At 39.5% G+C, this 21,541-nt stretch carries 17 protein-coding genes; 14 read left to right on the plus strand and 3 right to left on the minus strand.

Translation table 11 applies throughout. The annotated features are described in order from the left end of the window. Window positions 1–56: 56 nt before the first annotated feature. Both gltA and F928_RS21780 read right to left on the minus strand, forming a co-directional pair. Window positions 57–1,331, minus strand: a complete 1,275-nt coding sequence (gene gltA / locus F928_RS05565; protein ID WP_002116327.1) for a citrate synthase — start codon at window positions 1,329–1,331, stop codon at window positions 57–59. Between the two features lie 343 nt (window positions 1,332–1,674). Further along, window positions 1,675–1,800, minus strand: coding sequence for a hypothetical protein (locus tag F928_RS21780; protein ID WP_002116304.1), 126 nt, complete (start codon window positions 1,798–1,800; stop codon window positions 1,675–1,677). 474 nt (window positions 1,801–2,274) lie between these two features. Here F928_RS21780 and sdhC point away from each other — a divergent pair, with 474 nt between their 5' ends. The 10 genes from sdhC to sucD all read left to right on the plus strand — a co-directional run bounded on the left by sdhC (window position 2,275) and on the right by sucD (window position 13,931). Then, window positions 2,275–2,676 carry a succinate dehydrogenase, cytochrome b556 subunit gene (sdhC, locus tag F928_RS05570; protein WP_005804648.1) on the plus strand — a complete coding sequence of 134 codons (402 nt, stop codon included), beginning with the start codon at window positions 2,275–2,277 and terminating at the stop codon, window positions 2,674–2,676. Continuing rightward, on the plus strand, window positions 2,676–3,041 hold the full coding sequence (gene sdhD / locus F928_RS05575) for a succinate dehydrogenase, hydrophobic membrane anchor protein (RefSeq protein WP_000833672.1): 366 nt from the start codon (window positions 2,676–2,678) through the stop codon (window positions 3,039–3,041). Before sdhC ends, sdhD begins: the two co-directional genes overlap by 1 nt. A 12-nt stretch (window positions 3,042–3,053) precedes the next feature. Further along, window positions 3,054–4,889, plus strand: coding sequence for a succinate dehydrogenase flavoprotein subunit (gene sdhA / locus F928_RS05580; protein WP_002116225.1), 1,836 nt, complete (start codon window positions 3,054–3,056; stop codon window positions 4,887–4,889). Window positions 4,890–4,903: 14 nt separating this feature from the next. Beyond that, on the plus strand, window positions 4,904–5,614 hold the full coding sequence (sdhB, locus tag F928_RS05585; RefSeq protein WP_002116292.1) for a succinate dehydrogenase iron-sulfur subunit: 711 nt from the start codon (window positions 4,904–4,906) through the stop codon (window positions 5,612–5,614). A gap of 283 nt (window positions 5,615–5,897) precedes the next feature. Continuing rightward, on the plus strand, window positions 5,898–6,026 hold the full coding sequence (locus F928_RS0103640; protein ID WP_002116082.1) for a hypothetical protein: 129 nt from the start codon (window positions 5,898–5,900) through the stop codon (window positions 6,024–6,026). A gap of 157 nt (window positions 6,027–6,183) precedes the next feature. Further along, window positions 6,184–9,024: a 2-oxoglutarate dehydrogenase E1 component gene (gene sucA / locus F928_RS05590; RefSeq protein WP_005072920.1), complete on the plus strand. Its 2,841-nt coding sequence runs from the start codon at window positions 6,184–6,186 to the stop codon at window positions 9,022–9,024. Continuing rightward, a complete protein-coding gene (gene odhB, locus F928_RS05595) occupies window positions 9,024–10,217 on the plus strand; it encodes a 2-oxoglutarate dehydrogenase complex dihydrolipoyllysine-residue succinyltransferase (RefSeq protein WP_005072923.1) in 1,194 nt (397 codons plus the stop codon). Before sucA ends, odhB begins: the two co-directional genes overlap by 1 nt. A 61-nt stretch (window positions 10,218–10,278) precedes the next feature. Further along, window positions 10,279–11,712 carry a dihydrolipoyl dehydrogenase gene (lpdA, locus tag F928_RS05600; protein ID WP_002116053.1) on the plus strand — a complete coding sequence of 478 codons (1,434 nt, stop codon included), beginning with the start codon at window positions 10,279–10,281 and terminating at the stop codon, window positions 11,710–11,712. A gap of 147 nt (window positions 11,713–11,859) precedes the next feature. Next, window positions 11,860–13,026 carry an ADP-forming succinate--CoA ligase subunit beta gene (gene sucC / locus F928_RS05605; RefSeq protein ID WP_001048573.1) on the plus strand — a complete coding sequence of 389 codons (1,167 nt, stop codon included), beginning with the start codon at window positions 11,860–11,862 and terminating at the stop codon, window positions 13,024–13,026. 14 nt (window positions 13,027–13,040) lie between these two features. Further along, window positions 13,041–13,931, plus strand: coding sequence for a succinate--CoA ligase subunit alpha (gene sucD / locus F928_RS05610; protein ID WP_000114637.1), 891 nt, complete (start codon window positions 13,041–13,043; stop codon window positions 13,929–13,931). Between the two features lie 410 nt (window positions 13,932–14,341). Here sucD and trpS read toward each other — a convergent pair whose 3' ends face one another. After that, on the minus strand, window positions 14,342–15,355 hold the full coding sequence (gene trpS, locus F928_RS05615) for a tryptophan--tRNA ligase (protein ID WP_005072927.1): 1,014 nt from the start codon (window positions 15,353–15,355) through the stop codon (window positions 14,342–14,344). A gap of 208 nt (window positions 15,356–15,563) precedes the next feature. Between trpS and F928_RS05620 the strand changes: the two genes are divergently transcribed. From F928_RS05620 to F928_RS22575, 4 genes are all read left to right on the plus strand, one after another. Continuing rightward, complete coding sequence (locus F928_RS05620; protein ID WP_005072929.1) at window positions 15,564–16,493, plus strand: DUF808 domain-containing protein; 930 nt, start codon at window positions 15,564–15,566, stop codon at window positions 16,491–16,493. A 27-nt stretch (window positions 16,494–16,520) separates the two neighbouring features. After that, a complete protein-coding gene (locus tag F928_RS05625) occupies window positions 16,521–17,420 on the plus strand; it encodes a KPN_02809 family neutral zinc metallopeptidase (RefSeq protein WP_002116484.1) in 900 nt (299 codons plus the stop codon). A gap of 239 nt (window positions 17,421–17,659) precedes the next feature. Then, window positions 17,660–19,162, plus strand: coding sequence for a cation:proton antiporter (locus tag F928_RS05630; RefSeq protein ID WP_002116022.1), 1,503 nt, complete (start codon window positions 17,660–17,662; stop codon window positions 19,160–19,162). Window positions 19,163–19,619: 457 nt separating this feature from the next. Then, window positions 19,620–21,541, plus strand: a 1,922-nt coding sequence (locus F928_RS22575; protein WP_005072933.1) for a BapA/Bap/LapF family prefix-like domain-containing protein, incomplete at its 3' end; no start/stop codon positions are given.

Consider the following 21,541-nt stretch of genomic DNA (forward strand, 5'->3'; position numbering starts at 1 on the left):
CGTAAATAAAAAAGCTGCCAGAAGGCAGCTTTTTTTCATTAATTTTCTTTCGAATATTAACGTTTGATGTCGCGTTGAGTTTCACCAGTATAAAGCTGACGAGGACGACCGATTTTGTAAGGACCGCTGTGCATTTCTAACCAGTGGCTGATCCAACCAACTGTACGAGCAAGAGCGAAGATTACAGTAAACATTTCTGTTGGGATACCAATCGCTTTAAGGATGATACCTGAGTAGAAGTCTACGTTAGGGTAAAGTTTACGCTCAACGAAGTACGGGTCGTTCAATGCGATACGCTCAAGTTCCATAGCAAGTGCTAATTGAGGATCGTTGATACCTAAAGCTTCAAGAACTTCGTCACAAGTTTGCTTCATTACTTTAGCGCGTGGATCGAAGTTTTTGTAAACGCGGTGACCGAAGCCCATAAGCTTAACTTCTTTGCGTTTAACTTTTTCCATGAACTCTGCAACGTTTTCAACGCTACCGATTTCATCAAGCATCTTAAGAACTGCTTCGTTTGCACCACCGTGAGCAGGTCCCCAAAGTGCAGAGATACCAGCAGAGATACATGCATACGGGTTTGCACCAGTAGAGCCAGCAAGACGTACTGTAGATGTAGAAGCATTTTGTTCGTGGTCAGCATGAAGCGTAAAAATACGATCCATTGCGCGAGCAAGAACAGGATTAACTTTGTAATCACGGTCAGCAGGAGTAGCAAACATCATGTGCAAGAAGTTTTCCGCATAACTTAAATCGTTACGTGGATAGATGAATGGTTGACCTACTGTGTATTTGTAACTCCAAGCAGCAAGTGTTGGAATTTTTGCAATTAAACGAATTGCAGTAATTTCACGGTGGTTGATATCTTCAATATCTAGGTTGTTGTGATAGAACGCAGATAATGCACCTACAACACCTACCATGATTGCCATTGGGTGAGCGTCACGACGGAAACCATTGAAGAAACGGCTAACTTGATCATGAACCATAGTGTGAGCACGAACTTTCGTATCAAACTCAACTTTTTGCTCAGCAGTTGGGAGCTCGCCATTTAATAATAAATAACAAGTTTCAAGATAGTCTGCTTGAGTTGCTAACTGGTCAATTGGGTAACCGCGGTGTAATAAAATACCTTTGTCACCATCAATGAAAGTAATTTTAGATTCGCATGCGGCTGTCGCCATAAAACCAGGATCGAAAGTAAAATGACCTTCTTTCAGTATGCTGCTGACATCAATTACATCTGGACCTAAAGTGCCACTGTAGATTGGTAAACCAATTTCTTTGCCATCAAGATGTAATACGGCTTTTTTGCCATTTGCTTCAGACATTCAATAGATCTCCTGTCCTGGTGAATGTTGATCTGACTCGAAATCCTAATGTTCTCATGTGCGAATCAGACGGTGTCAAAATTTGCTATAAGATTAGTGAGTACTGAAATTTTGTCAATTATACTTATGGATAAAAAATGACGTTCCCACAGAGAGTTAGTCATCAAGACCCGAGCAAAAAAGTCAGTAAAATCACTGCATCGGGATGGTATAATAAGTCAATTCAACAAGAACGTGCAGAAAAAAAATGAAGGATGAGTACAATTGTAAGCAAATTTATAAATTGCAATTTAGAATAATAAGGCGGTAGAAAATGCCAATCCGCTTAAAAAAATCATAAAACTCATGATGTAATTTCAAATTTATACTCAAAAAAAATTGTATTTTTATTTAGTTGTAACAAAGAATATTGTTCTTTTTTTAAGTTTAATTGTATAAAAAATAGCTTATCAGATGATTTTAAAATCATAAGAACTGTTTTTTAATGAAATTCACTTTCGAAAAATTAGTATAGATCGCTTAATATCTATCTGAAATATAAGTCTGTTCACTTATTTGAAATGTGGCTCACATTGAAAATAGGAGGGTATTGCGATCATTTTTCTATTGATATGAGGAATTTATAACTTTATCTTTAGTCTAAAATCGGCTTATTTAAAAGAAATTTCAGAAAAAATGAAATTAAATAAAATGTTATTTTAAACAAGGACATGATGTATGTAGGTGTAGTTTTTTTATTGACCTAATAATGTAATATTGTTTTGAATGATTCTTATTTAATGGTTTTTTGCTGAAATGGCAAAGTGGATTGTTTGTATTTTGATACTTCGCGTTTTATAATTCAGTGTCGTTTATAGGTTAGGCATGAGCTGTGCTTGCCTAACAATGCCAGCTTTCCTTGGAATTAATTCAACAAACTCCGGTCGGAGTTTCTACCTACAGGATGCCCGCTGTGAAAAGCAACAGACCTGTCAATTTGTCCATGGGTCAGGTGTTAGCGGTAAATTTACGCTCACCCGTGGCTATTGCATCAATTTTACACCGTTTATCAGGTGTCATCGTTTTCTTATTAGTACCAGTTCTCTTATGGATTCTAGATAAATCATTATCTTCACCAGAAGGATTTGACTACGTTAAAAATGTCGTTTTTGGAAATATCCTTGTACGTTTTGTTGTTTGGGTATTTGCAGCCGGCTTGATATTCCACTTTATTGCTGGAATTAAGCACTTACTTGCAGATTTAGGTTTTGCTGAAGAACTGCAAAGTGGTCGTATTGCAGCGACAATTTCATTGATCTTATCTGTGGTAGCCATTATCGCAGCCTTTGTATGGATTATGTTCTAATGAAAAGTGCTACAGGTTTAACTGGTTCAGGTTCTCGTGATTGGTTTATCCAGCGTGTAAGTGCGGTTGTATTAGCAGCTTATACTGTTGTTCTTTTTGGTTGGATTCTCTGCAAAGGTGGATTTGACTATCAACAGTGGGCTGGCTTCATGATGACATTACCAATGAAGATTTTTTCTTTATTGGCAATTTTATCGCTTATCGCACACGCATGGATTGGTATGTGGCAGGTTTTCACTGACTATGTCACTACTCGTCAAATGGGTCCTTCAGCGAAAGGTTTACGCCTTGTACTGACGACGGCTGTCATTATTGCAGTGTTTGTGTACGCAATCTGGGGTATCCAGATTTTCTGGGCGAATTGATAGGAAGATATCATGGGCGCGATAACCCCTAAAGAAGATTATTCAAATATTCAAAACCTCACTTTCGATGCAGTTATCGTTGGTGGTGGTGGTTCTGGTATGCGTGCTTCTTACCAACTTGCTCAAGCAGGTTTGAAAGTTGCAGTACTTACTAAAGTTTTCCCAACACGTTCACATACAGTTGCTGCTCAGGGCGGTATCGGTGCGTCGTTAGGTAACATGCAAGAAGATAACTGGCATTTCCACTTTTACGATACGGTAAAAGGTTCTGACTGGTTAGGTGACCAAGACGCAATTGAATTTATGTGTCGTGAAGCACCAAAAGTTGTGTATGAACTTGAACACATGGGTATGCCGTTTGACCGTAACGCTGATGGTACAATTTACCAGCGTCCGTTCGGTGGCCACTCTGCGAACTATGGTGATAAACCAGTTCCACGTGCTTGTGCTGCTGCTGACCGTACTGGTCACGCATTATTGCACACGCTTTATCAAAGCAACGTGAAAATGGGTACTCAGTTCTTCGTTGAATGGATCGCGCTTGATTTGATCCGTAACGAAGCAGGTGATGTTCTTGGTGTAACAGCGATTGACCAAGAAACTGGTAATATCGCAGTATTCCAAGCAAAAGCGACATTGTTTGCGACCGGTGGTGCTGGTCGTGTTTACCGTGCATCAACAAATGCTTATATCAACACTGGTGACGGTCTTGGTATGGCTGCTCGTGCTGGTATTCCATTACAAGATATGGAATTCTGGCAATTCCACCCTACGGGTGTTGCGGGCGCAGGCGTATTGTTAACTGAAGGGTGTCGTGGTGAAGGTGCAATCCTTCGTAACAAAGACGGCGAACCGTTCATGGAACGTTATGCACCAACTTTAAAAGACTTGGCTCCACGTGACTTCGTATCACGTTCTATGGACCAAGAAATTAAAGAAGGTCGTGGTTGTGGTCCAAAAGGTGATTATATCTTACTAGATATGACTCACTTGGGCGCTGACACAATCATGAAGCGTTTGCCATCTGTATTTGAGATTGGTAAAAAATTCGCGAACGTTGACATTACTAAAGAACCAATTCCTGTAGTACCAACAATCCATTATCAAATGGGTGGTATTCCTACAAATATGCATGGTCAAGTGTGCTTACCTGAAGCAGGTACAGACAATTACACTAAACCTGTAAAAGGTTTCTATGCAATTGGTGAATGTTCTTGTGTATCAGTACATGGTGCAAACCGTTTAGGTACTAACTCACTTCTTGACTTGGTTGTATTTGGTAAAGCTGCTGGTGAGCACATTATCGACTACGTAACTAAGCATCATGGTGATGAATATGCACCACTTCCAACAAACGTATTAGAGCAAACTTTAGATCGCGTACGTAAATTGGATGAATCAACTTCTGGCGAAAATGCACAAGAAGTTGCTGATGCGATTCGTGATATCGTTCAAGACCACGCTGGTGTATTCCGTACTCAAGCTTTGCTTGATAAAGGTGTTAAAGAGATTCTTGCTCTTGAACCACGTGTGCGCAACATTCACTTGAAAGATAAATCTAAAGTGTTTAACACTGCACGTGTTGAAGCGCTTGAAGTTGAAAACTTATATGAAGTTGCAAAAGCTACATTAATTTCAGCTGCTGCGCGTAAAGAGTGTCGTGGTGCGCATACTGTAGTTGATTATGAATTGCCAGCTGATCACCCAACTTATTCATACGGTCGCCGTGATGATGAGTGGATGAAGCATACTTTATGGTATTCATCAGATAACCGTTTGGAATATAAGCCAGTGCGCTTCAAACCGTTGACTGTTGATGCAATTCCACCAGCACCACGTACATTCTAATCGGGAGTATAAAGATGAGTAGAGGTACTCGTACATTCGAAATCTACCGCTATGATCCTGATAAGGATAAAGCGCCGTACATGCAAACTTTCAAGCTTGAATTGACTGATAAGCACCGTATGTTGCTTGATGCATTACTTGCTTTGAAGGTTCAAGATGAATCATTAACGTTCCGTCGTTCATGCCGTGAAGGTATTTGTGGTTCGGATGGTGTAAACATTAATGGTAAAAATGGTTTGGCTTGTTTATGGAATTTAAATGACCTGCCTGAGAAAATTGTAATTCGTCCATTACCAGGTTTGCCGGTTGTTAAAGATTTGGTTGTTGATATGAACCAATTCTATGATCAATATGACAAAATTCAGCCATTCTTGATCAATAACCAACCAGCTCCACCTAAAGAGCGTTTACAGTCTCCTGAAGAGCGTGAACACTTAAATGGTTTGTATGAATGTATTCTTTGTGCATGTTGTTCAACTTCATGCCCATCATTCTGGTGGAACCCTGATAAATTCTTGGGTCCTTCAGCATTGTTGAATGCATACCGTTTTATCATCGATTCTCGTGATACTGCTACTGCAGACCGTTTGGCTCGTCTTGACGATCCATTCAGTTTGTTCCGTTGTAAAGGTATTATGAACTGTGTGTCAGTATGTCCTAAAGGTCTAAACCCTACTAAAGCAATCGGTCACATCCGTAACATGCTATTAGATCAAGCGGGTTAATTCTGCACAAATAGAAAACGCGCATCCTTGATGTGCGTTTTTTTTTAATTTTATAATGTAAACTTTAGACTTTGGTCGAAAAGAGCGAGGATTTTATATATTGCACCATATATTAAAAGATAAAATCGCTTATGTATTTCGCCAATTTATAGGTGGTATGTGTCAAAAAAATCAATCGTTGTTTAAGAACATGATACGATTTGCCACAAAGTTATAGGTGAAAAAAGCGTATACTAGTGAAATTAATTTAAGTAGCACGATCTTAGATCTGTGCTTAATTTTTATGGTTAAAGTCATTTTAGAAAAGTTAATTTTAAAGTTAATTTTTCTAAAAAGATTTGCAAAAAATTGCTCGGTTTTAATCGAGTATAAGGTGAGTGATGATGCCATTGAGGGCGTTGTGATTCATTAATTACCTATGGAGTTTTCTCTCTAGGTAGTATGACGCCCCATGGTCTTAGAGACCTGTTGGGTAAGTAATGCCTTTTTTACCAATTTGGCATTATGCATCATGGGTGTGCTTAAAAGGCAGCCTGTAATATTTTTTGCAATAGGAAATGGGTCCACAAATGCAAGAAGTTGCTGACGCATTGCGTCTTGACACTGAACTTTCCGCTGATAGTGCAGCGTATATTGAAGAACTTTACGAGCAGTACCTGACTTCCCCAACCTCTGTAGCTGAGGACTGGCGCCAATATTTCGATAAATATCCAAAGGGTGACCAACCACACAGCGCTGTGCGTGAGCAATTCCTATTACTAGGACGTAATGCTAATCGTGTTCAACCTGTTGTACAAAGTACTGTAAGTACTGAGCATGAGCGTCGTCAAATTGGCGTTTTACAACTTATTGCTGCTTATCGTAATCGCGGACATCAAAAAGCTAAATTAGATCCATTAGGTCTTGCTAAGCGTGAAGAGATTCCAGATTTAGATCTTTCAGCTCACGGTTTAACCAAATCAGATTTAGATACTGTATTCAATACTGGCAATCTTGAAATCGGCAAAAGCGAAGCAACGCTTGCTGAAATGATTGAAGCAATGGAATCAATCTATTGTGGTTCGATCGGTGTTGAATACATGCATATCGTGGACACAAAAGAAAAACGTTGGATTCAACAGCGTCTTGAAAGTGCCCGTGGTAAATTCAATTACACAAATGATCAAAAGAAAGGCTTCTTAGAGCGTTTAACTGCTGCTGAAGGTCTTGAAAAATATCTTGGTAATAAATACGTCGGTGCTAAACGCTTTGGTGTTGAGGGCGGCGAATCTTTTATTCCTATGGTAAACGAGATTATTCAACGTGCTGGTGCTGTAGGTTGTAAAGAAGTTGTTATTGGTATGCCACACCGTGGCCGTTTAAACCTTCTTGTGAATATTATGGGTAAAAACCCTGCGGACTTATTTGGTGAGTTCGAAGGTAAATCAATTCATAAAAAAGGTTCTGGCGACGTTAAATACCACCAAGGTTTCTCAAGTAATGTAATGACTCCAGGTGGCGAAGTTCACTTGGCATTAGCATTTAACCCATCTCACTTGGAAATTGTTGGTCCTGTAGTTGAAGGTTCTGTACGTGCACGTCAAGTACGTCGTAGAGACATTGGCGGTGATGACGTTTTACCAGTTATTGTTCATGGTGATGCGGCATTTGCAGGTCAGGGCGTGAACATGGAAACCTTCCAGATGTCACAAACTCGTGGCTATACGGTTGGCGGTACAGTTCATATTATTGTGAACAACCAAGTAGGTTTCACAACTTCTGATCCTCGTGACGCACGTTCTACAGAATACTGTACAGACGTTGCTAAAATGATTCAGGCGCCAATTTTCCATGTAAATGGCGATGATCCAGAAGCTGTTATCTTTGCTACTCAATTAGCACATGATTTCCGTCACGAATTCCGTAAAGATGTTGTTATCGATTTGTTCTGTTATCGTCGTCGTGGCCATAACGAAGCAGATGAGCCATCTGGTACACAACCATTGATGTATCAAGTAATTGCGAAGAAAGCGACTACTCGTACACTTTATGCTGATCAACTTGTTCAAGAGAAAGTACTTGATCGTGCTGAAGCAGACCAAATGGTTGAAGATTACCGTTCTGATTTAGAAGCAGGTAATCATGTAGCAAATGCATTGATTCTTGAACCAAATACCAAAATGTTTGTTGATTGGACGCCATATCTGGGCCATGACTACACAGACGATTGGGATACTTCATTTGACTTAAATCGCTTAAAAGAATTAGGCGAGGGCATGAGCAAACTTCCTGAAGGGTTTGTAATGCAGCGTCAGGTTCAAAAAGTAATTGAAGACCGCGTAAAAATGCAAACTGGTGAAACTCCATTAAACTGGGGTGCAGCAGAAACTTTAGCTTATGCAACTTTATTAGATGAAGATTATCTAGTTCGTATTACTGGTGAAGACGTGGGTCGTGGTACCTTCTCACACCGTCATGCGAAATTGCATAACCAAGCTGATGGTTCAACTTACATTCCACTTTGTCATGTGAAAGAGAACCAACCACGTTTTGCGATTTACGACTCTCTTTTATCTGAAGAAGCAGTTCTTGCATTCGAATATGGTTACGCAACTACAATTCCTAAGAGCTTGATTATTTGGGAAGCACAATTTGGTGACTTCGTAAACTGTGCTCAAGTTGTGATTGACCAGTTTATTGCTTCTGGTGAGACTAAGTGGGAACGTGTTTGTGGTTTAACAATGTTGTTACCGCACGGTTTCGAAGGTCAAGGCCCAGAGCACTCATCAGCTCGTTTAGAACGTTTCTTACAGTTATGTGCTGAAGACAACATGCAAGTGATCACTCCAACGACACCTGCACAGATTTTCCATGCATTACGTCGTCAAGCTGTACGCCCAATTCGTAAGCCATTGATTGTAATGTCACCGAAATCTTTACTTCGTCATAAACTTGCTACTTCTACTTTAGAAGAGCTCGCAAATGGTTCATTCCAAACTGTAATTGACGAAATCGATCAAATTAACAAGTCAGATGTAACTCGTCTTGTACTTTGTGGCGGTAAAGTTTATTACGACTTACTTGAAAAACGTCGTGAACAAAACTTAACTAATGTCGCAATTGTACGTATTGAACAGTTGTATCCATATCCAGAGCAACGTCTTGCCGAAATCTTGACTGCATATCCAAACGTGAAAGAACTTGTTTGGGCACAAGAAGAGCCGAAGAACCAAGGCGCATGGTTATTTATCGCACCGCGTTTATATGACGATATCTTAAAATCTGGCAAACAAATCCGTATCAGTTTTGCAGGTCGTGAAGCTTCTGCTGCACCAGCTTGTGGCTCACCGTACTTGCATGCAAAACAACAAGCTCAGCTAATTAATGATGCATTGGCAATCGAAGCTGAACAATCAGGAGATTCTCAATAATGGCAACCGAAATTAAAGCACCGGTATTCCCAGAGTCTGTTGCAGATGGAACCATCGCAACTTGGCACAAAAAGGTGGGTGAACCTGTATCACGTGATGAAGTAATCTGTGATATTGAAACCGACAAAGTTGTTTTAGAAGTTGTTGCTCCTGCTGATGGTAGCTTAGTTGCAATCATTAAAGATGAAGGCGATACAGTTCTTTCTGACGAAGTAATTGCTCAGTTTGAAGCTGGTGCTGGTGCAGCAACGGCTGCTCCTGCAGTAGAGCAAGCAGTTGCTCAGACTCAAGCTGGTGCAGCGCCTGTTGTTGAGCGTACAGAAACTGTATCTGATCAAGCTCCTGCAGTTCGTAAAGCATTAACTGAATCTGGTATTGCTGCTGCTGACGTACAAGGTACTGGTCGTGGTGGTCGTATCACTAAAGAAGATGTTACAAACCATCAAGCTAAACCAGCTGCTAACGTTACTCCGTTAAGTGTGGCTGTTGGTGAGCGTATCGAAAAACGCGTTCCAATGACTCGTTTACGTAAGCGTGTAGCTGAGCGTCTTCTTGCTGCAACTCAAGAAACTGCAATGTTAACTACATTCAACGAAGTTAACATGAAGCCAATCATGGAATTGCGTAAGCAATATAAAGATGCTTTTGAAAAACGTCATGGCGCTCGTTTAGGCTTCATGTCATTCTTCGTTAAAGCAGCAACTGAAGCGCTTAAACGCTACCCAGCTGTAAACGCTTCAATTGATGGCGACGATATCGTTTATCACGGTTACTATGACATCGGTGTTGCAGTATCTTCTGATCGTGGTCTTGTTGTACCAGTATTACGTGATACTGATCGTATGAGCTATGCAGAAGTTGAATCTGGTATTGGTGCATATGCTGCTAAAGCACGTGATGGTAAATTATCTATCGAAGAAATGACTGGTGGTACTTTCACAATCACTAACGGTGGTACTTTCGGTTCGTTACTTTCAACTCCAATTTTGAATCAGCCACAAACTGGTATTTTGGGTATGCATAAAATCCAAGAGCGTCCTATGGCTGTAAATGGTCAAGTTGAAATCTTGCCAATGATGTATTTAGCACTTTCTTATGACCACCGTATGATCGATGGTAAAGAAGCTGTAGGTTTCTTGGTAGCAATCAAAGAATTGTTAGAAGAGCCAGCTAAACTCATCCTTGATCTTTAATTTCTTCGAATAATATTACCGAGGTAGAGTGATCCTCTATCTCGGACCATGGAGATAAACAATGTCTCAACAATTTGATCTTGTTGTTATTGGCGGTGGTCCTGGTGGTTATGAAGCTGCGATTCGTGCTGCTCAACTAGGTTTTAAAGTCGCTTGTATCGAAAAACGTATTCACAACGGTAAGCCATCTTTAGGTGGTACATGCTTAAACGTAGGTTGTATTCCTTCTAAAGCATTACTTGACTCTTCTCACCGTTACGAAGATACAGTACATCACCTAGCTGATCACGGTATCACTACAGGTGAAGTGAATTTTGATCTTGCTAAGCTTCTTGCTCGTAAAGACAAAATTGTTGACCAATTAACTGGTGGTATCGATCAATTGCTTAAAGGCAATGGCATTGAATGGTTAAAAGGTACAGGTAAATTACTTGCTGGTAAAAAAGTTGAGTTCGTTTCTCATGAAGGCGAAACTCAAGTTTTAGAACCTAAATACGTTATTCTTGCGTCTGGTTCTGTGCCTGTAAATATTCCAGTAGCTCCTGTAGATCAAGATATTATTGTTGATTCAACTGGTGCATTGAACTTCCCAGAAGTACCTAAGCGTTTAGGTGTAATTGGTGCAGGTGTAATCGGTTTAGAGCTTGGTTCTGTTTGGCGTCGTCTTGGTGCTGAAGTTGTTGTTTTTGAAGCAATGGATGCATTCTTACCAATGGCTGATAAAGCTTTGGCAAAAGACTACCAAAAACTTTTAACTAAGCAAGGTCTTGATATTCGTATCGGTGCTAAAGTTTCTGGTACTGAAATTAATGGTCGTGAAGTGACTGTTAAATACACTCAAGGCGGCGAAGAAAAAACTCAGACTTTTGACAAATTAATCGTTTGTGTAGGCCGTAAAGCTTATGCAGAAGGTTTATTGGCAGATGATTCAGGCATTAAATTGACTGAACGTGGTCTAGTAGAAGTAAACGATCACTGTGCAACTTCTGTAGAAGGTGTATACGCGATTGGTGACTTGGTTCGTGGTCCAATGCTTGCTCATAAAGCAATGGAAGAAGGTGTAATGGCTGTTGAGCGTATTCACGGTCATGCAGCTCAAGTGAACTATGACACAATCATTTCTGTTATCTATACACATCCGGAAGCGGCATGGGTTGGTTTAACTGAAGAACAAGCTAAAGAAAAAGGTCATGAAGTTAAAACTGGTCAATTCGGTTTTGCTGTAAATGGTCGTGCTTTAGCGGCGGGTGAAGGTGCTGGTTTTGTTAAGTTTGTTGCTGACGCAAAAACTGACCGTTTATTAGGTATGCATGTTATTGGACCTGCTGCATCTGATATCGTACACCAAGGTATGATCGCTCTTGAATTTGTATCTTCTGTTGAAGATCTTCAGTTAATGACATTTGGTCATCCAACATTCTCTGAAGTTGTTCATGAAGCTGCACTTGCTGTAGATGGTCGTGCAATTCACGCGATTCAACGTAAGCGTAAATAAAATAAAGAGCGGTTCTCCGCTCTTTTTCACATTCGATGGTGTGATTAAAAAAGCATCAAGGTGAAAGACGTAGACAGCAATTTGCATAAGTAACATGAGAATGTTGCGCAAATTGAAGACAACAAACAAAGTTAAGTAGGTAACTAAATGAACTTACATGAGTATCAAGCTAAAGCGTTATTGAAAGAATATGGTATGCCAGTACAAGAAGGTATCTTGGCTACCAATGCAGACGAAGCAGTTGCTGCATTTGAACAGCTTGGTGGTAAATTCGCGGTAATGAAAGCGCAAGTTCATGCTGGTGGTCGTGGTAAGGCTGGTGGCGTTAAAGTTGCAAAATCTAAAGAAGACGTTATCGAATTTGCAAACAATATCATTGGTACTCGTCTTGTAACGTATCAAACAGATGCAAATGGTCAACCAGTAAACAGCATTATTGTTGCTGAAGACGTATATCCAGTTGAGCGTGAGCTTTACTTGGGCGCGGTTGTAGACCGTTCTAGCCGTCGTATTACTTTCATGGCTTCTACAGAAGGTGGTGTAGAAATCGAGAAAGTTGCTGAAGAAACTCCAGAAAAAATTATCAAAGTTGAAGTTGATCCATTAGTTGGCTTACAACCATTCCAAGCACGTGAAGTTGCGTTTGCTTTAGGTTTGAAAGACAAGCAAATCGGTCAATTCGTAAAAATCATGACAGCTGCTTACCAAGCATTTGTTGAAAATGATTTTGCTTTATTTGAAATTAACCCACTTTCAGTTCGTGAAAATGGCGAAATTTTATGTGTAGACGCGAAAGTAGGTATCGACTCTAACGCGCTTTACCGTTTACCTAAAGTTGCTGCTTTACGTGACAAATCTCAAGAGAATGAGCGTGAATTAAAAGCATCTGAATTTGATCTTAACTATGTTGCTTTAGAAGGTAACATCGGTTGTATGGTTAACGGTGCTGGTCTTGCAATGGCAACTATGGACATCATTAAACTTTATGGTGGTCAGCCTGCAAACTTCCTTGACGTTGGTGGCGGTGCAACTAAAGAGCGCGTAATCGAAGCGTTCAAAATCATCCTTGCTGATACATCTGTACAAGGTGTTTTAATCAACATCTTCGGTGGTATCGTACGTTGTGACATGATTGCTGAAGCGATTATTGCAGCGGTTCAAGAAGTAAACGTAACTGTTCCAGTTGTTGTTCGTTTAGAAGGTAACAACGCTGAGTTAGGTGCTAAATTACTTGATGAATCTGGTTTGAAATTAATTTCTGCAAATGGCTTGTCTGATGCCGCAGAAAAAGTTGTAGCTGCAGTTAAAGCGTAAGGGGAGTATCAATCATGAGCGTATTAATTAATAAAGACACTAAAGTATTGGTACAAGGTTTTACTGGTAAAAACGGTACTTTCCACTCTGCACAAGCTTTAGACTACGGTACAAAAGTTGTTGGTGGTGTTACTCCAGGTAAAGGTGGTACTACTCACCTTGACTTACCAGTATTCAACACAATGAAAGAAGCTGTACGTGAAACAAATGCAGATGCATCTGTAATCTATGTACCAGCTCCATTTGTTTTAGACTCAATCGTTGAAGCGGTTGATTCAGGTGTTGGCCTAATCGTTGTGATCACTGAAGGTGTTCCAACAATCGACATGCTTAAAGCAAAACGCTACTTAGAAACTAACGGTAACGGTACTCGTTTAGTTGGCCCTAACTGTCCAGGCGTGATCACTCCAGGTGAATGTAAGATTGGTATTATGCCTGGTCATATTCACCAACCAGGTCGTATTGGTATCATCTCGCGTTCAGGTACATTGACTTATGAAGCTGTTGCTCAAACAACTAAGCTTGGTTTAGGTCAGTCTACTTGTATCGGTATCGGTGGTGACCCAATCCCAGGTATGAACCAAATCGAAGCGCTTCAATTGTTCCAAGACGATCCAGATACTGATGCAATCATCATGATCGGTGAGATCGGTGGTACAGCGGAAGAAGAAGCTGCTGAATTCATCAAATCTAACGTGACTAAGCCTGTAGTAGGTTACATTGCTGGTGTAACTGCTCCTAAAGGTAAGCGTATGGGTCACGCTGGTGCGATTATTTCTGGTGGTCAAGGTACTGCTGAAGAGAAATTCGCTGCATTTGAAAAAGCAGGTATGGCTTACACTCGTAGCCCAGCTGAGCTTGGTTCAACTATGTTGCAAGTTTTAAAAGAGAAAGGTTTAGCTTAATCGCTTTACGCTGAATCTTAAAAAGCACCGCATCTGAAAAATGATGCGGTGTTTTTTTATTTATTAAAGAAAAATAAGAGTTTTTATAAGTATAGCTAATTCATAAATAAAATTTTTAGGCAAAAAAATACGCAATGATTGGGGTGATCATTGCGTAGAACAACGAATCTGTAAAAACAGTTTCGGTTTAAGGAGAAATGTCGTGAGGCTCATATGATGTGACCTACATAGAGGATAATAGATAAAGATAAGATATTCTTCATCGCTATTAGCGTTAATAAGTGTTACTTCACGTTAATAGGGTAAAAGCCTGTGAATGGCTATCAATACATTAGTAATTCTAAAAAATGAATATTATTGAATCTAATAAATAAAAAAAGCCCCGAAGGGCTTTTAGTTTTCAAAAAGGATTAAAATTTAAATAAACCTAAACCATCTTTAACTTCGTCTAAAGTCTGTTGAGTAATAAGACGGCACTTATCTGTACCTTGACGTAAAACATCCATAATATAGTCAGGATCTTTAGCAAGCTCTTCTCGACGTTCACGAATAGGTGTAATTAACTCTTTTAAGACACCTTCAAGACGTTTTTTAACCGTACCGTCACCAAGACCACCGCGACGATAGTGAGCTTTTAATTCTTCAACTTCTTCTTTATTTGAATCAAATGCATCTAAATAAGTAAATACGATATTGCCTTCAACTTGACCTGGATCTTCAATACGAAGGTGATTTGGATCGGTGTACATCGCATTAACAGCTTTTTTAATGTCTTTATCAGAAGCATTTAAAACGATGGTATTGCCTAATGATTTAGACATTTTCGCTTTACCATCAAAACCAGGTAGACGTGCCATATTAGAAAGCAAAGCTTTACATTCAGGCAAAAGATCTTGACCGATTTGGCGATTTACTCGACGTACGATTTCATTCGTTTGTTCAATCATTGGAATCTGATCTTCACCCACTGGAACCACAGTTGCTTTGAAAGCAGTAATGTCAGCCGCTTGTGCAACAGGGTAGCAGAGGAAACCAGCTGGAATGTCACGTTCGAAACCACGCATTTGAATTTCAGATTTAATGGTCGGGTTACGTTCTAAACGCGCAACTGTCACAAAGTTAAGATAAAGCATTGTGAGTTCATTGAGTGCTGGTAAGCAAGATTGAACACAAATGGTAGTTTTTGTTGGATCAATGCCTACAGCTAAATAATCTAGAGCAACTTCTAGAATATTACGACGAACTTTATCTGGATTATCTGCATTATCTGTTAATGCTTGTGCATCTGCTAATAAGAGATGTTGATGATGGCTATCCTGTAAACCTACACGAGAACGCAAAGAACCGACAAAATGCCCAAGATGAAGTTGTCCGGTTGGGCGGTCGCCTGTCAAAATAATTGGACGCTGATCAACATTACTCATTATTTATTCCACTATCGTATTGGCTTAATCAGGGGTAGTAAGCCCTGTAATATAAAAGATTGGCATTATTGTACGGGAAATAAATTTTTTTCGTCAGCGATTGGGGAAACTTTTCTTAAAATAATATTGTGAATTTATTCAGTAAAATTACAGAAATTCAAAAAAATCATCTTACAATAGCCTTAATAAATACAAACTTGGATAAGAAATGGCGAGTGGCTTACTTTTATTACTAGATGATATAGCAACAATTTTAGATGATGTTGCTTTAATGAGCAAAATGGCAGCCAAGAAAACTGCCGGAGTTTTAGGTGACGATTTGGCCTTAAATGCTCAGCAAGTAACAGGTGTGCGCGCAGATCGCGAACTACCTATTGTTTGGAAAGTGGCTAAAGGCTCATTTGTTAATAAGCTTATTTTAGTTCCTTTAGCATTGTTAATTAGTGTGATTGCACCTTGGCTTATTAACCCGCTATTAATGCTCGGGGGGTTATTTTTATGTTATGAGGGAGTAGAGAAAGTTCTTCATACCATTATGCATAAAAAAGCTTCTACATCAGAGGAAGCAAAAGCAGAGCTTGAAACTGAAGAATTAGACTTAGCAACTTTTGAAAAAGAAAAAATAAAAGGAGCAGTAAGAACTGATTTTATTTTATCGGCTGAGATCGTGGTGATTACGCTTGGTACAGTTGCTACAGCTACTTTAATGACAAAGGTAAGCGTTTTAAGTGTTATTGCTGTTGTGATGACGATTGGCGTTTATGGCCTAGTTGGTATGATTGTTAAGATTGATGATTTGGGATTATATTTAACAGAACAGTCGACCTCATTTAAACAAACTATAGGTCGAGGCCTATTAGCTTTTGCTCCTATTTTGATGAAATTACTTTCAATCGTGGGCACTATTGCAATGTTTTTAGTGGGTGGCGGGATTATTAATCATACGATTCCATTGCTTCATCACTTAACTGAAGACACAGTGGATCATGTGGAAACAATACCAGCAGTGGGTAACATCATTGGTGCTTTAACACCAACATTGATTAACTTTGGAATAGGACTTGTTGCAGGTGCAATTGTTCTATTAATTGTGAGCTTAATACAAAAAATGTGGCCTAAAAAAGCATCGGGTTCATGATGCCATTCTAAAAAGAAGAGGGAAATTATGCGCTGGAAAGGTCGACGAATTAGTAGCAATGTTGAGGACCGTCGAGGTGGTGGCGGTGTTAGAGCAGGCGGTATTAGTATTATTGGTTTGGTTGTTGCATTTGTTGCGTGGAAGTTCTTTGGTGTTGACCCACAGCAGGCTTATCAAGCAACGCAGCAAGTTACTGCTTCACAACAATCAAATGCAACTGCGCCAGAAAGTTTAACGGCCGAGCAAAAGGAAGCCTCGGATTTTGTTGGAACGGTTTTGGCTGATACAGAAGATACTTGGACCCCAATATTTAAACAGTTAGGTAAAAGCTATACGCCACCAACATTAGTATTGTTTAGTGGAATGGTTCAGTCAGGATGTGGTACTGCTCAATCTGCAATGGGGCCATTTTATTGTCCTGCAGACCAAAAGGTTTATATCGATACAGAATTCTTTAAAGATATGCGTCAGCAAATGGGAATTTCTGGTGAGCAGAACCAAACTGAACTTTCTAGAGAAGATCAAGCTGGGGATTTTGCACAAGCTTATGTGGTTGCACATGAAGTAGGGCACCATGTTCAAACCTTGCTGGGTATTTCGTCACAAGTACAGCAAGCCCGTGCACAAGTCAGCCAAAGAGAAGGTAACCAATTATCTGTTCGTCAAGAATTACAAGCTGACTGTTTAGCGGGTATTTGGGCGAGCCATAATCAACAGCGAACTCAATTTTTAGAGCAAGGTGACATTGAAGAAGCGATGGATGCTGCTCAAAAAATTGGAGATGATTATTTACAGAAGCGCTCTACGGGGCAGGTCGTTCCAGACAGCTTTACTCATGGTAGTAGTGAACAGCGAATGCATTGGTTTCAGGTTGGTTTAAAAACTGGTGATATTAATCAATGTGATACTTTTAATAATCCAGTTTAAAATTTTATAGGATGAGTCTTGTTAAACATAATTTAATAAGCTCATCTTTTTTTCAGATCATAACTATAAATAATGTTAAGAAATTTAACAGATTGATAGATTGTTCAATCAATTCGTTAAACTTGCATCCGAATTTTCATTTTTTATGATCATGGCATTATTAATGCCTGCATTTTGTTTAGTTTGGTCGACCTAGCAAAATTTTCTTATTTGGTCGTTGACCCAGAAGAAGGGTATTCATGGGTAATTTTTTTCTATTACAAGCGTTTACAGTGGTTTTTGCATTATCAATAGCAACCACGATCTTTAATAAGCGTATTTTAGGCTTTCCGCAGGCGATTGGTGTTCCTCTGGTCTCAGCAATTTTTGTCTTTATTCTACAGTGGGGTGCCAGCCTACTAAATGGTAACCAGTTTATTACCATTAACATTCATAATATTGAGGAAGCTGTACGCCATATCGATTTTTATGATTTTTTAATTAATGGTGTTATTTGCTTTATTCTAACTTCTTCTGCACTCAAATTTAAAATTTCAGATCTAAAAAGTTATTGGAAACAAATTAGTATTTTGGCAACAATTGCCTTAGTGCTTTGCGCCGTATTATTTGGCAGTTTACTCTACGGATTCCAATTACTGGTTGGATATCATGTGCCAATTCTGGTGCTGTTACTTTTAGGTGCAGCTTTAGGGGCAACAGACCCAATTGGTATTAAAGGTGTGCTTAGTTCGATTCGCGCACCTCATCATTTAATTGTTAAGCTAGAAGGTGAATCATTATTTAATGATGCAATGTGTATTGCATTGTTTATGACTTTGCTTAATGTTTTGCAAGGTGAACATTTCTCATTAGTGGCAACATTAGAAGCTCTACTTTATGAAATTGTTGTCGCCGTCGGCATTGGTTGGGCATTTGGGGTAGGGGTGTTGCGTCTATTACGTGGTAAACACGAAATGGAGTCCCTAATTTTAACAACAGCTTTACTTGCAAGTGGAGCATATTTGGTTGCTTTGTTTGCACATGCATCAGCACCGATTGCTTGTGTAATTGGCGGTTTAATTGTTGGAAACAAATGGAAGGAAATACGAGAAGAGCGAGAGATTCAAGAAGTTAATCATTTTTGGCATACAGTAGAAGGAATCATTAACTCATTCTTATTTACTTTAATTGGCTTAGAGTTATTTATTCTTGATCTAAACTTTAGCCTGATTTTAGGCGGTATTGTTGCGTTCTTTATTCTTCATATTTCTCGTTTTGCTGCCAACTTTATGGCTTTCGCTTTTTTTCCCACAATGCGTAGAACTAAAAGCTACAACGGTAGTTTGACTATTTTATCTTGGGGTGGGGTACGAGGAGGAATTTCACTTGCATTGATTTTGGCAGTAGCCAATATCCCTGCCTTAAGTCCCTATAGTAGTATCCTGATTGGATATACATTTATTAGTGTATTGTTATCAGGTATTGTGTGCGGCCTAGGTTTACCAGCTGTGATGAATGCTTTTTATTACAACCCCAACGAAGAAACTGAAGGCTTAAAAGGCTTCTATCAAAGGTTGTGCCATAAGATGAACCGAAGAGGTTTTCAGTATATTGTGGGGGAGGATGCGCTGGGTAGAGAAACAATCACCGTTTATAATCCAGATATTCTTGTAGACCAAAAAACTGAGGATGGAATTGCGACAATGCATGACCCGAATAAGTTACAAGAAGTAAAAAGATTTGAGAGTCCAGATAATTTCTAAATATAAATATTTTTAAAATTTATAAGATATTTAAAAATGAGGTTTTAGTGTAATAGTAAAATATTACCTAAAGCCTTTTTTTTCTATATATATCATTAATAATATATTTTATTTTATTAAGATATTAATAATTGTTATATGAATATTTTAATTAAATGATTTTTCAACAAATGGTAAATAGAAAAACAATAAATTTGTTTTATATATAAAACGTTTAACGTGATTTTTCATTAAATTAACATAAGAAAAACTTAACTAAGACTTATATATAATTTCTATTAATTAAAATTTTTTCTTTAGGTACTTTAGTATTTGTTTTTTTTATTTTAAAGTGTTTAATGTAAAAATGATCACATTACTTAATGTTTTTAAGTTGTAGGTCAAAAACTTAGAAAGATTAAGTAAAAAGAATTATACATAAAATCATTTAAATCAATAATATAAAAGGAATACAGATATGCCTGAAATACAAATTATTGCCAAGGATAGTCACGATACCTTGTCAACAATCAAGGGAACTTCTGCAAAGCTTTCAGAAGCGTCGGTCGTATTGGTAAAAGTGGCTGCCAGTGATGTATTGGTAGTGAATAGGGAGGGTACCAATGCAGTCATTCGCCTGAAAAATGGCGAGACTATTGTTATTGAAGGCTTCTTTAGTGGAACAGCTGAGCCTAAAGATAACAGTCTTGTTTTTCAAGATGAAAATGGACAGTTGATTTGGGCAAAATTCAAAGATGCTGAAAATGATGCGGACGCCGATGCTGATGCGGACGCTGATGCAGACAGTGATGTTGAACCACAAGCTCTGGTAGCTGAGGATTTACCTGCTGCTTTACCAGCAGAAGCACCACAAGAGTTGGTATCTGATGTTATTTACCAACCTATTTCTTCAATTGAACCATTACTTTATCACGATGCAGGTGTAAACCCATGGTTGTGGGCAGCTATTCCTTTAGTTGCGGGCGGTATTATCGCTGCAGCATCGAATAGTGATAATGATGATGACTCAACACCTGCTGACACCACTCCACCAAATACAGATGGAGTCACTTTCTCTGTTGATCCTGTTACTTCAGATAACGTAATTAATGCATCAGAAGCAGCAGGTAATGTCACGATTACTGGTGTTCTGAAAAACATTCCAGCAGATGCGGCCAATACGGCCGTTACAGTTGTTATTAATGGGGTAACTTATACTGCAACTGTAGACAAAACAGCGGGTACATGGACAGTAAGTGTGCCTGGTAGTGGTTTAACAGCTGATGCAGATAAAACCATTGATGCGACTGTAACGTTTACAGATGCGGCAGGTAATAGCAGTACTGTTAAAGATACACAAACTTATACGATTGATACGACTGCACCGAATGCACCAGTGATTGACCCGGTTAACGGGACAGACCCGATCACAGGTACAGCAGAACCTGGTTCAACAGTAACTGTGACTTATCCGGACGGTAGTACGGCAAGTGTTGTAGCAGGACCGGATGGTACTTGGACTGTACCAAACCCTGGTTTGAATAATGGTGATGAAGTTACAGCTGTAGCAACAGACCCTGCTGGCAATACATCAGGACCAGGAACAGCTATTGTTGATGCAGTTGGTCCAAATACGGATGGTGTTAACTTTGCTGTTGATTCGGTAACAGCTGATAATGTGGTTAATGCATCAGAAGCGGCTGGCAATGTCACGATTACAGGTGTATTGAAAAACGTTCCTTCAGATGCGGCTACTACAGCCGTTACAGTTGTTATTAATGGGGTAACTTATACTGCAACTGTAGACAATGCAGCAGGTACATGGACAGTAAGTGTACCAGGTAGCGGTTTGGTTGCTGATGCTGATAAAACGATTGATGCTAAAGTAACCTTCACTGATGCAGCAGGTAATAGCAGCACAGTTAACGATACACAAACTTATACACTGGATACAGCTGCTCCTTCAGCGCCAGTGATTGACCCTGTTAACGGGACAGACCCGATTACAGGTACTGCAGAACCTGGTTCAACCGTAACAGTAACCTATCCTAATGGTGACACAGCAACAGTTGTAGCAGGACCGGATGGTACTTGGACTGTGCCGAACCCAGGCTTGAATGATGGTGATAAAGTTGAGGCAATTGCTACAGATCCAGCAGGCAACCCATCTTTACCAGGTACAGCTACTGTTGATGCAGTTGCACCAGCAGTTGTTATAACTGATCTATTAACGAATGACAGTACACCTGCGTTAACTGGTACAGTGAACGATCCGACAGCAACTGTAGTGGTGACTGTTGATGGCGTTGACTATCCGGCAGTGAACAATGGTGACGGCACCTGGACGCTTGCAGACAATACACTTCCTGCGTTAACTGATGGTCCACACACCATTACCGT

Origin of the sequence: Acinetobacter pittii ATCC 19004 = CIP 70.29, from assembly GCF_000369045.1 — a bacterium.
Taxonomy (GTDB): Bacteria; Pseudomonadota; Gammaproteobacteria; order Pseudomonadales; family Moraxellaceae; genus Acinetobacter; species Acinetobacter pittii.